This window comes from Arsenophonus endosymbiont of Aphis craccivora (assembly GCF_013460135.1).
Taxonomy (GTDB): domain Bacteria; phylum Pseudomonadota; class Gammaproteobacteria; order Enterobacterales; family Enterobacteriaceae; genus Arsenophonus; species Arsenophonus nilaparvatae.
Genome location: NZ_CP038155.1, coordinates 2,202,127 through 2,214,879, shown reverse-complemented (window position 1 = coordinate 2,214,879; position 12,753 = coordinate 2,202,127). Strand labels below are relative to the sequence as shown.

The following is a 12,753-nucleotide window of genomic DNA, read 5'->3' as shown; positions in this document are numbered from 1 at the left end:
TTTTATCAACGCTTTTTAGTTGCATTGGCAAGTAATAAAATGGCTTCTTTATTCTCATAATCTTTTTTTACAATATCAAGTGCTTTGAGTGCGGTAGTGGGTTCTATTTGATTAATTTCTAGAATATAAATTAAATCAATGGCAACTTGGATTTCTATTGAAGCATTCTCTAGATTCATTAAATATCACCTATATTATTTTTTATTCAATACTTTGATTTTCATAGCGTTCAATTGCCCTTTCTATGCGTGAAAGAGCCTGACGGCATCTCACTAATCTTCCAGTTAATGCAGCTATTTCTTGTTGCAGCTTCTGGCAAGCAACGTATGACTGCTGTTTATCTAATGTTTGCTCTCGATCATTTATCATTGCGATTAGGCGGCGTTCATAATCTTGATGTTGAACTAAACGTTCGTAAAGATATATGGTTTTTTCTTTTTGGCTATGTTGACTTTCTTGTTCTCTTAAAGTTTGGGTTGCAGATTCTCGTGTTATAGCACCAATTTGGGCAATGATTTTTTCTGTCAAAAAAGTAACTTGTTCTGAACGTGACGTAATAACCGCATGTTTTAATTGATTAAAATGTTGCTTAATTTCAAATAAACATTCGCTTAATTGATGGCTTTTTCGATGAAATAATTTTTGATCAAAACGTAATGTTATAAAAGAAGAGTGTGCAATTGGTTTTATTTTTTCTGCCAATGCTTCAATTTGCTCTTCAAGCGTGTTTAGCAACTTTTGTGTTTTCATATATTAAGCCATAATAATAAAATATATAATTGCGATTTGACTTATTACAGTAAAAACGCGCATATTGGTAAGCTAGTTATTGCATTTTTATAATAGTTTTCATAGATTGTACCGTTTGATTATTTTATCTATGATGATAATTATGATGGTTAATGAAAAAAAAATACAATTTATAAAAGATAGTATTGAAACAATTCCTGATTATCCAATACCAGGTGTATTGTTTCGTGATATTACAACCTTATTGGATAATCCGGACGCTTATCAGGCCACAATTGATCTACTCGTTGAGCATTATAAAAATACAGGTATTACTAAAATTGTTGGCACTGAAGCGAGAGGATTTTTATTTGGGGCGCCGCTTGCTTTGCGTTTAGGTGTAGGATTTGTACCAGTACGTAAAGAAGGAAAATTACCGCGCGCCACATTACGACAAAATTATGAGCTAGAATATGGTACCGATGCACTAGAGATCCATAAAGATAGTATTTCATCCAAAGACAATGTTTTAGTTGTTGATGATTTACTCGCTACAGGTGGAACGATTGAAGCGACAGTAAGCTTGATCAGGCAGCTTGGTGGTAAAGTTAATGAAGCGGCATTTATTATCTGTTTGCCTGATTTGGGTGGTATCGAACGTTTAAAAAAGCAAGGGGTCAATTGTTTTAATTTGGTTGAATTCCCAAGGCAGTTAATGCGCAAAATTTTCTAGCAAAATGTGCTGACTAGCGAACAGCGATAGGTTGGCGAATCTATATACTTCATGTCTAATAGGAATCATGAGATACCAGGTACTTGCCCGTAAATGGCGCCCACAAACATTTACCGATGTTGTTGGGCAACAACATGTTTTGACCGCGTTAGCAAATGGTTTGCATCAGCAGCGGCTCCATCATGCCTACTTATTTTCTGGTACACGTGGAGTTGGCAAAACGACCATTGCGCGGCTGTTTGCGAAAGGGTTTAACTGTGAGGTAGGGATAAGCCAAAACCCTTGTGGTAAATGTGCTAACTGCCTAGAGATAGCGGATGGGCGATTTGTTGATTTGATTGAAATTGATGCCGCTTCGCGCACAAAAGTTGAGGATACCCGCGAGCTACTAGATAATGTCCAGTATGCACCGGCACGCGGTCGATTTAAAGTGTACTTAATCGACGAAGTTCATATGCTATCTCGTCATAGCTTTAATGCTTTACTCAAGACGCTGGAAGAACCTCCAGAACATGTGAAATTTCTATTAGCAACGACAGATCCACAGAAATTACCGATAACGGTTTTATCACGTTGCCTGCAATTTCATTTAAGATCACTTGATATTGACCAAATAAGCAGTCAACTTGAACGTATTTTAGTGGCTGAGCAAATATCGAGTGATAAACGTGCCCGCCAATTAATCGCTAGAGCTGCCGAAGGTAGTTTACGTGATGCATTAAGTTTAACCGATCAAGCTATTGCTATGGGGCAAGGGCAAGTATCGGCAGATTCAGTTAGCCAAATGCTAGGCATATTAGATGATGAACAGCCGCTAGCGATCATTGAAGCGATTGTGCATGCTGATGGTCAAAAAATGATGACTTTAGTAGAAGATATTGCTTTGCGAGGCGGTGACTGGGAAAGCGTATTGATTGAAATGTTATCATTAATTCATCGTATTGCGATGATCCAGCTTTTACCTGTGGAGATGCAAGATACTGCATCACCCATAGACGAGCGTCTACGTTTACTTGCGCGCTTGATTACGCCAACGGATTTACAGCTCTATTATCAAACCTTGTTAGTCGGACGTAAAGAGCTTCCCTATGCGCCAGAAAGGCGGATGGGAGTTGAGATGACATTGTTACGTGCATTAGCATTTCATCCTAAGTCTGTTAATGATATTGAAATTCCATTGGTGTCATCACCAAGTCTCTCTGAAACAACTACTATAGCCAATGATATTGATAATCATGTCGATATTTCTGTTAACTTAAAAGATAAAAAAAAAATCATCAATAAAGCCACAAGCTCATCGGATGAAAAATTAATTAGTACACCTACATTGCAATTATTGCAAGCAAAAGCATCGCTAAATAAAGCGCAAGAGAAAACGCCGTTAAAAAAGTCTGAAACCGCATCACCAAAGACAAAAACGCCACTAGCGATGTCGGCGTTAGAAAGGTTAGCTACTGTTTCGGCACAGCATCAGCTCTCTGTTTTAAATCAGACTAAAACAGCTAATAAAAATGAAAAAAATCAAAAGGGTAAATCTTATCAATGGCGCCCGCAAAATGTTTCTGAACAAAAAGTAGAGCGAGTAACCACGCCTGGCAATATTAAACAAGCTTTGGAATATGAAAGGACGCCGGAACTTGCCAATAAAATTGCGCTTGAAGCTCGAGAACGTGACCACTGGTCGGCAGAAATTTATCAGTTAAAAATGCCAAAATTGATAGAACAACTTGCGTTAAATGCTTATAAGGAAGCGTTAAGTGAAACGGAAATTTGTTTACATTTACGCTCAACGCAACGGTATTTGAATACTGAACCGGCGCATAAAACATTAACAAAAGCCTTGAGTGAGTTATATGGTAAGCCGATAAAACTGGTTATCATTGAAGATGATAATTCAGCCGTCAAGACACCTTTGGAATGGCGGCAGGTAATTTATGAAGAGAAGCTAGCACAGGCCCGTCAATCTATTATAGTGGATAAAACGATTCAGACTTTGCGCACGCTGTTTGATGCGCAGTTAGATGAAGAAAGTATTCGGCCGGTGTAGCCGAATGAATACCTTTAAGTATAATGTTGCAATGTTAAAATCTATTTTTGTAACAGATCAGAAAGAGAGAATATTATGTTTGGTAAAGGTGGGCTGGGTAACCTGATGAAACAGGCTCAGCAAATGCAAGAAAAGATGCAAAAAGTTCAAGAAGAGATTGCTAACATGGAGGTTACCGGCGAATCGGGTGCTGGTCTTGTTAAAGTAACCATTAATGGCGCGCATAATTGTCGTCGGATTGAAATTGATCCTAGTTTAATGGCAGATGATAAAGATATGTTAGAGGATCTTATTGCTGCTGCATTTAATGATGCTGCGCGTCGTATAGAAGAAGCCCAAAAAGAAAAAATGGCCAATGTATCTAATGGCATGCAATTACCTCCAGGCTTTAAGATGCCATTTTGATGCAAACTAGCCCTCTTCTTGAATCTTTAATGGAAGCGCTACGCTGTTTACCTGGTGTAGGACCAAAATCAGCGCAACGTATGGCTTTCCATCTTCTGCAACGCAATCGTAGTGGTGGCATGTAATTGGCTCAGGCATTAACACGTGCAATGTCGGAAATTGGCCATTGTCAGGGTTGTCGAACATTTACTGAAAAAGATCACTGTTCTATTTGTACTAATCCGAGGCGTCAACAAATTGGCCAAATATGTGTAGTTGAAAGTCCGGCTGATATTTATGCAATTGAACAAACAGGGCATTTTGCCGGGCGTTATTTTGTTTTAATGGGGCATTTGTCGCCATTAGATGGTGTTGGACCTAAGTATATCGGCCTGGAAAGCTTAGCCGATAAAATCGCGACTGAGACGGTATCAGAAGTGATCCTGGCGACCAATCCAACAATTGAAGGGGAAGCAACCGCTAATTATATTGCTGGCATATGTGCTCAATATGGGTTGATGGCCAGTCGTATTGCTCATGGCATTCCTGTTGGCGGTGAGCTTGAAATGGTTGACGGAACCACGCTATCACATTCAATTATTTGCCGTCAGAAAATTAATTATTGATAGTATAAGCGTAATATAAAATAAACATATGCAGAGGTTAAATACTCTGCTTATTTTTTTGTGAAAAAGTTAATCATATCGGCTATAAAGCACGCTTTTCACGACCGTGAACTTGAAATTTTCAAGTTATATCCCCATCTGAGTTTCATAACCATTCAACCTAATAAAATTATTCTAAAATTGAGGCTATTTAATGAGTATGAAAGGACAAGAAACTCTTGGATTTCAATCAGAAGTAAAACAGTTATTGCAATTGATGATCCATTCTCTTTATTCCAATAAAGAAATCTTTCTACGCGAGCTGATTTCAAACGCATCTGATGCAGCGGATAAATTACGTTTTAAAGCACTATCACAATCTGATCTTTATGAAAATGACGGTGATTTAAGAGTTAGAATTGCTATTGATAAAGACAAAAAAACTTTAACAATTAGTGATAACGGCATTGGCATGACGCGCGAAGAGGTTATTGATAATTTAGGGACGATTGCTAAATCTGGCACCAAGGCTTTTTTACAGTCTTTAGGTAACGAACAAGCGAAAGATAGCCCATTAATCGGTCAGTTTGGTGTTGGTTTCTATTCAGCTTTTATTGTTGCAGATAAAGTAACAGTGCGTACTCGGGCAGCGGGCGTAGCCGCCGATAAAGGGGTTTTCTGGCAATCTCAGGGTGAGGGTGAATATACTGTTGCTGATATTGAAAAAGCAGAGCGTGGGACTGAAATTACCTTACATTTACGTGAAGACCAAACGGAATTCTTAGATAACTGGCGTTTGCGTTCAGTGATCAGCCAATATTCAGATCATATTGCCCTGCCAGTGGAAATTGAAGCTAAGAACGAAGAAGATGATACTGTTATTTGGGAAAAAATTAATAAAGCCCAGGCGCTATGGACACGTAACAAAAACGATATTACGGCTGAAGAATATAAAGAGTTTTATAAGCATGTTTCCCATGATTATGCAGATCCTTTAATATGGAGTCATAATCGGGTAGAGGGTAAACAAGAATATACCAGCCTACTTTATATACCGACTAAAGCGCCTTTTGATTTATGGAATCGTGATAATAAACATGGTTTAAAGCTTTATGCTCATCGTGTTTTTATTATGGATGAAGCAGAGCAATTTATGCCAAATTACTTACGTTTTGTCCGTGGGTTAGTTGACTCAAATGACTTACCATTAAATGTTTCGCGCGAAATTTTACAAGATAGTGATATCACCCGTAGTTTGCGCAGTGCATTAACCAAACGTGCATTGCAAATGTTGGAAAAATTAGCCAAAAGTGAACCTGAACAGTATCAACAATTCTGGCAGGAATTTGGACTAGTGCTGAAAGAGGGGCCTGCGGAAGATACAACTAATAAAGAAGCGATTACTAAATTATTACACTTTGCATCAACGCATAATGAGAGTAATTTACAGAATGTTTCTTTAGAAGATTATGTTAGTCGTATGATTGAAGGGCAGGAAAAGATCTATTACATTACTGCAGATAGTTATGCCGCTGCGAAAAATAGCCCGCATTTAGAATTATTCCGTAAAAAAGGGATTGAAGTTTTATTATTATCTGATCGGATTGATGAGTGGATGATGAACTATTTGCCAGAGTTTGAAGGCAAATCCTTTCAATCTGTTAGTAAGACAGATGAGTCACTAGAAAAACTGGCTGATGAAGATAAGAAAGAGCAAGAAGAGACAGATAAAAAACTGGAACCTTTCGTTGAGCGGGTAAAAAAATTATTAGGAGAACGGGTGAAGGAAGTGAAGTTAACACACCGTTTAACAGACACGCCGGCAATCGTGACGACCGATGCGAATGATATGAGTACTCAGATGGCAAAACTTTTTGCTGCGGTGGGTCAATCAGCGCCGGAAGTAAAATATAATTTTGAACTTAATCCTGAACATCCATTAGTTAAAAAAGCGACAAAGCTAACTGATGATGGCTTATTTTCTGAGTGGATAGAGGTATTATTAGATCAGGCGTTGTTTGTTGAACAAGGTAGCCTAGAAGATCCTAATCAATTTATTCGCCGTATGAATAAGTTACTTTTGGGCTAAAATTTATTTAATTAACCAAGTTGTTCATAAAACCACGTTTTAGTTATTTTAAGACGTGGTTTGTTTTTTTAACAAAAATAATTTGATTATTCAATGGTTATCTGTTTTCTTGAGTTATAGGTATGCCTAATGATAAGGTAACTTTTCTTTCAAATTATAAAAATGAAATAGCAAGGGGTTTACGCAATGCGTATTATTTTGCTCGGCGCGCCAGGCGCAGGTAAGGGGACTCAGGCACAATTCATCATGGAAAAGTATGGTATTCCACAAATTTCTACCGGTGATATGCTAAGTGCTGCCGTAAAGGCTGGTTCAGAGTTGGGTCTACAAGCGAAAGAATTAATGGATAATGGTAAGCTTGTTACTGATGAATTAGTTATTGCTTTAGTTAAACAGCGTATAGCCCTGGATGATTGCCGAAACGGTTTCTTACTAGATGGATTTCCTCGCACTATCCCACAAGCAGACGCAATGAAAAATGCTGGTATTGCGGTGGATTATGTGTTGGAGTTTGATGTACCCGATGAAATTATTGTTGAACGCATTGTTGGTCGTCGAGTTCATACGCCTTCGGGGCGTGTTTATCATATTAAATTTAACCCACCGAAAATAGCAAACAGAGATGATATTACCGGTGAAGAATTAAGCATTCGCAAAGATGATCAAGAAGAAACGGTCCGCAAGCGATTAGTGGAATATCATCAGTTAACTGAGCCTTTAATTGCTTATTATCGTCAAGAAGCTGCTGCTGATCATACTAAGTACTTTAAATTGGATGGTACCCGTAAGGTTACTGAAGTCAGTGAAGAGCTGGCTAACATTTTAGGTTAGTTGTTAGTTGATAAAATAGGCATCCAATTTGGGTGCCTATTTTTTATTTATGGCTAATTAGTGGAAATAAACATATTTAATAAGTTATGATAAAGTTATAAATAATTAGAGATAAATAAAATGGAGCCAAGTGGCATGAGCATTAAGAAGTATGGTGTTTTATTAGTTAATTTAGGGACGCCTGATGCACCAACGCATAAAGCAGTGAAACGTTTTTTGGCAGCATTTCTTAGTGATGTAAGAGTTATTGATATTTCGAGGATAATTTGGAAGCCGCTATTACATTTGTTTATTTTACCAATACGCTCGCCAAGAGTAGCTAAATTATATCGGTCAATTTGGACCGAAGCTGGTTCCCCATTGCTAAATTATAGTTTGCAACAGCGGGCTGCGCTGGCAAAACAACTGCCCGATATTCCTGTGGAATTAGGTATGAGTTATGGTTCGCCTGCTATTGCCGAAGCAATTGATAAACTATTAATTCAGCAGGTTGAAAATATTATTGTGTTACCGCTTTATCCACAATATTCTTGTTCAACCACAGCGGCAGTTTTTGATGCGATTAGCCGAGCGTTAAAAAAATATCGAACGATACCCGGTCTTAACTTTATTCGTAGTTATGCTGCTCACCCTTCTTATATTGATGCATTAAAAAGGTCGGTGGAGTTAAGTTTTGAACGCTATGGTACACCAGAGAGATTATTGCTTTCTTATCATGGTATTCCTAAACGGTACGCAGAAACAGGTGATATTTATCCGCAGGAATGCGAACTGACAACCCGTTTACTCAGTGAATTAATTAATTTCCCTGCTGATAAAATCATCATGACTTATCAGTCACGCTTTGGCCTTGAGCCTTGGCTTACACCTTATACAGACATTACCTTAAAAAGGTTGGCAAAGCATGGAATAAAACATGTTCAGCTGTTGTGCCCAGGTTTCTCGGTGGACTGTTTGGAAACTCTAGAAGAGATTGCTGAGCAGAATAAGAAATTATTTTATGCTGCTGGTGGTGAAAAATATCATTATATACCTGCGCTTAATGCCTCTGAGAGTCATATTATATTAATGGCTGAATTAGTCACAGATTTAGCCATTATTTAAATGGAAATCTAGCTAAAACTAAAAGTGATTTTAATGATTGTAATGCTATTACATATTTAAATTCATCGCTATAACTAATTGTTTTAAATGATTAATTTTAATTAATGCTTATAAAAATCCATATTGAATCCAGTAATATTAATTATTTATTGTATTAAATAATTTTTATGACATTTAGTCGGTTTTAAGAAATTTTTTATTATTTACTTTTATATTTTAGAATAATTAGTATTCGGTTAAATTTTATTTGATTATTTTAGTATGCTAATTAGTTGAAATATAGGCTTTGTTGAATAAATCGAACTTTTAGGTGATTGGCGGAGCTGATCGCTAAATTCGTTTCAACATCAGGTCCCCATGGCAAAGCAAAAGTTTAAAATTACCAACTGGCCCGCGTACAACAAGGCACTCAGACAACGCGGTTCCCTGACGGTCTGGCTTGATGAGTCGGCCATCGCTGGATGGACTGACAGTTCTTCGCCTGAAGGTCGTGGCCGGCCGCTTTACTACAGCGATATGGCTGTTACCACTGTCCTGATGATGAAGCGTGTGTTTAACCTGTCGCTCCGGGCATTACAGGGCTTCGTTTATTCGATTTTTAAACTCATGTCTTTGCCGCTGTGCTGTCCGGACTACTCGCTGGTCAGCAGACGAGCAAAGAGCGTCAACATCAGCATAAAAACGCCAACGCGTGGTGAAATCTCGCATCTGGTCATCGACAGTACCGGTCTGAAGGTCTTTGGCGAAGGTGAATGGAAAGTCAGGCAGCATGGGGCTGACAGACGAAGAGTGTGGCGCAAGCTTCATCTGGCAGCAGACAGTGTGACTCATGAGATTATCTGTGCCGACTTATCGCTCAGCGGAACGACAGATGCGCAGGCACTGCCGGGCCTTATTAACCAAACCTACCGGAAAATCAGGGAAGTGTCAGCAGACGGTGCTTATCACGCCTGTTACTGCCACGATGCGTTGCTAAGAAAGAAAATCAGGCCCCTTATCCCGCCGCGAAGCGGAGCGAAATACTGGCCGGACAAGTACCATGAACGTAACCATGCGGTGGCGAATCAGCGTCTGAGCAGGAGTAATGATATGTGGAAAAAGAAAGTGGGTTATCACCGGCGTTCAGTGGCAGAAACAGCGATGTTCCGCATAAAAACTTTGCTGGGTGGCCATCTGAGGCTGCGTGACTATGAGGCTCAGGTAGGTGAAGCAATGGCGATGGTCAAAGCGCTGAACCGTATGACGTTGTTGGGTATGCCACACAGCGTCAGGATCGGATAACAGCTGTAGCAGAGGGAGCCATCCTGGCGGCTAATTCTGATTTATTCAACAAAGCCGGTTGAATACTGAGATAATTTAAATCTATACATAAGTAGCCTCTGTTAATTCAATAAGTTATCAATTTTAACGAGGCTATTTTATCACTCAACATTTGTAATAAGTTAAATAAGCAGATAATTATTTATGATAAGCGTTACCTAAATAAAATAACATTATCTGATTTTACTAAAATAGAATTAAACATTGCTAGATTTAATATTTATGCCATTTATCATTTAAATTTAGGCTATTAATTTATAACGGTTATATCTTAGAATGAAATCATTTCACTATGAAATCTAAATGGCAAGTTAATAAAAATAAACTATTTTTCGTAAAAAAGTAAAAAAACAATAATATGATGTTTAAAATGGAAACAGCCAATAACCAAATAATCAATCAATCAATCAATCAATCAATCAATCAATAACCAACAATCAATCAATCAATCAATCAATCAATCAATCAATCAATCAATCAATCAATCAATCAATCAATCAATCAATCAATCAATCAATCAATCAATCAATCAATCAATCAATCAATGATTATAACTAAGTGAAAGCGGCAAAGATTATCAGTAAATTGCCCGTTTATTTATATACATTATAAAAATATTTTTATCAAAAATTGCGCTTATTAACTGAATGATTAATCATATTTAGGCTTTGTTGAATAAATCAGAATTAGCCGCCAGGATGGCTCCCTCTGCTACAGCTGTTATCCGATCCTGACGCTGGGTGGCATACCCAACAACGTCATACGGTTCAGCGCTTTGACCATCGCCATTGCTTCACCTACCTGAACCTCATAGTCACGCAGCCTCAGATGGCCACCCAGCAAAGTTTTTATGCGGAACATCGCTGTTTCTGCCACTGAACGCCGGTGATAACCCACTTTCTTTTTCCACATATCATTACTCCTGCTCAGACGCTGATTCGCCACCGCATGGTTACGTTCATGGTACTTGTCCGGCCAGTATTTCGCTCCGCTTCGCGGCGGGATAAGGGGCCTGATTTTCTTTCTTAGCAACGCATCGTGGCAGTAACAGGCGTCATAAGCACCGTCTGCTGACACTTCCCTGATTTTCCGGTGGGTTTGGTTAATCAGGCCCGGCAGTGCCTGCGCATCTGTCGTTCCGCTGAGCGATAAGTCGGCACAGATAATCTCATGAGTCACACTGTCTGCTGCCAGATGAAGCTTGCGCCACACTCTTCGTCTGTCAGCCCCATGCTGCCTGACTTTCCATTCACCTTCGCCAAAGACCTTCAGACCGGTACTGTCGATGACCAGATGCGAGATTTCACCACGCGTTGGCGTTTTTATGCTGATGTTGACGCTCTTTGCTCGTCTGCTGACCAGCGAGTAGTCCGGACAGCACAGCGGCTAAGACATGAGTTTAAAAATCGAATCAACGAAGCCCTGTAATGCCCGGAGCGACAGGTTAAACACAAGCTTCATCATAAGGACAGTGGTAACAGCCATATCGCTGTAGTAAAGCGGCCGGCCACGACCTTCAGGCGAAGAACTGTCAGTCCATCCAGCGATGGCCGACTCATCAAGCCAGACCGTCAGGGAACCGCGTTGTCTGAGTGCCTTGTTGTACGCGGGCCAGTTGGTAATTTTAAACTTTTGCTTTGCCATGGGGACCTGATGTTGAAACGAATTTAGCGATCAGCTCCGCCAATCACCTAAAAGTTCGATTTATTCAACAAAGCCCATATTAGGGTGATATTTTAGCATTTAATCAATAGTTAATTTAATGATAGTGGATTAGCAAAAAATTGTCTGGATAAGCCTAGTGACTGGTCAGATAACACAGTCACTGGTAGCTTTATTAATCGTGTATGTTATCAAGCTCACCATAAAGCGATGGCATATCTTTGGGTCTAGTTTTAAATCGACGATGTAGCCACATATATTGCTCGGGCGCTTGCATAATCTGTTTCTCAATCAATTTATTCATAAAAGCTGCAGTAGAAATTTCATCCTGCTGTGTCAAGTGGGTTATTGCCGGTTGGATAAGCAATTCATAACCTTTTGCGTTAGCTAATCGCCTGGGGGTAAAAGGTATTATGGCTGGATCGGCAAGTTTTGCCAGAATATGGGTACCAATAGTGGTAGCGGTATGTTTGACAGCGAAAAAAGGCACAAAAACACTTTTTCTTGGGCCATAATCGTGATCTGGCGCATACCACAAAATTTCTCCGTGCTTTAGGCTGCGTATCATGCCCTTTATATCTTTGCGATCAAGCATAAATTTATTAGAGCGCAACCGTCCTCGGGTTTGCAACCAATCCATTACTGGATTGTCGTTTGGACGATAAACACCAATACCAGGATTTAAGATACCAAAGATACGAGCGCCTAATTCGAGCGTTAGAAAATGAATTCCCACTACGATGATCCCTTGCCCTGTCTGCTGAATTTTTTCAATATTATTCTGCCCTTTAATCGTAAACCAGTGTTGTATTCGTTTATCAGACCAGAACCAGGCCATACCTGTCTCAAATAATCCCATACCTACCGACTCAAAATTTTTATCGATCATTTGTTGGCGTTGCTGCGCACTCATAGCCGGAAAGCAAAGTTCTAAATTACGCTCTGCAATCTGTAGGCGTTTTTTTAGAAAATATTTGGCTAACCGTCCAAGGCGAGTTCCTAGCCAATAGATAACAGGATAAGGCAGTAAAACCAGTAAATAAAGGAGCCCAATTCCTAACCATGTTAGCCAATATTGAGGATGTAAATATGAAATTTTAAAAGGAGTTACTTTTATCATCTGCGTTTTATTTAGTCAGTATTAATATTATCTATTGTGACACCTTTTTAGCAAAGCTAAAACTATAATTGTATATTTAACCGCCATTCACTACTTAACATTGTTTTGCTTCAAGAGGGCTTTGTTGAA

Annotated in this window: 10 protein-coding genes and 2 pseudogenes; 8 read left to right on the top strand and 4 right to left on the bottom strand. The window is 39.1% G+C overall.

The window, feature by feature from the left end; genetic code table 11:
* Positions 1–5 precede the first annotated feature (5 nt).
* Both E3U36_RS11220 and priC read right to left on the bottom strand, forming a co-directional pair.
* Positions 6–179, bottom strand: coding sequence for a DUF2496 domain-containing protein (locus E3U36_RS11220; RefSeq protein WP_069187508.1), 174 nt, complete (start codon positions 177–179; stop codon positions 6–8).
* Between the two features lie 22 nt (positions 180–201).
* A complete protein-coding gene (priC, locus tag E3U36_RS11215) occupies positions 202–750 on the bottom strand; it encodes a primosomal replication protein PriC (protein WP_180816574.1) in 549 nt (182 codons plus the stop codon).
* 142 nt (positions 751–892) lie between these two features.
* Between priC and apt the strand changes: the two genes are divergently transcribed.
* From apt to E3U36_RS11175, 8 genes and pseudogenes are all read left to right on the top strand, one after another.
* Positions 893–1,462 carry an adenine phosphoribosyltransferase gene (gene apt / locus E3U36_RS11210; protein WP_180816573.1) on the top strand — a complete coding sequence of 190 codons (570 nt, stop codon included), beginning with the start codon at positions 893–895 and terminating at the stop codon, positions 1,460–1,462.
* 67 nt (positions 1,463–1,529) lie between these two features.
* Entirely contained in the window at positions 1,530–3,509 is a 1,980-nt protein-coding gene (gene dnaX, locus E3U36_RS11205) for a DNA polymerase III subunit gamma/tau (RefSeq protein WP_180816572.1), read from the top strand.
* Positions 3,510–3,584: 75 nt separating this feature from the next.
* Positions 3,585–3,914 carry a YbaB/EbfC family nucleoid-associated protein gene (locus E3U36_RS11200; RefSeq protein WP_032115143.1) on the top strand — a complete coding sequence of 110 codons (330 nt, stop codon included), beginning with the start codon at positions 3,585–3,587 and terminating at the stop codon, positions 3,912–3,914.
* Positions 3,914–4,519: pseudogene (gene recR, locus E3U36_RS11195) on the top strand (recombination mediator RecR). Before E3U36_RS11200 ends, recR begins: the two are co-directional and overlap by 1 nt.
* Positions 4,520–4,712: 193 nt before the next feature.
* On the top strand, positions 4,713–6,587 hold the full coding sequence (htpG, locus tag E3U36_RS11190) for a molecular chaperone HtpG (protein WP_180816571.1): 1,875 nt from the start codon (positions 4,713–4,715) through the stop codon (positions 6,585–6,587).
* A 186-nt stretch (positions 6,588–6,773) separates the two neighbouring features.
* Positions 6,774–7,418 carry an adenylate kinase gene (gene adk, locus E3U36_RS11185; protein WP_180816570.1) on the top strand — a complete coding sequence of 215 codons (645 nt, stop codon included), beginning with the start codon at positions 6,774–6,776 and terminating at the stop codon, positions 7,416–7,418.
* A gap of 135 nt (positions 7,419–7,553) precedes the next feature.
* Positions 7,554–8,522, top strand: coding sequence for a ferrochelatase (gene hemH, locus E3U36_RS11180; protein ID WP_180816569.1), 969 nt, complete (start codon positions 7,554–7,556; stop codon positions 8,520–8,522).
* Positions 8,523–8,879: 357 nt separating this feature from the next.
* Positions 8,880–9,803, top strand: coding sequence for an IS5 family transposase (locus tag E3U36_RS11175; protein WP_180816568.1), 924 nt, complete (start codon positions 8,880–8,882; stop codon positions 9,801–9,803).
* Between the two features lie 759 nt (positions 9,804–10,562).
* Here the strand turns inward: E3U36_RS11175 and E3U36_RS11170 are convergent.
* Positions 10,563–11,486, bottom strand: a pseudogene (locus E3U36_RS11170) (IS5 family transposase).
* 193 nt (positions 11,487–11,679) lie between these two features.
* Positions 11,680–12,624, bottom strand: coding sequence for a Kdo(2)-lipid IV(A) acyltransferase (locus tag E3U36_RS11165; RefSeq protein ID WP_180816567.1), 945 nt, complete (start codon positions 12,622–12,624; stop codon positions 11,680–11,682).
* Positions 12,625–12,753 lie beyond the last annotated feature (129 nt).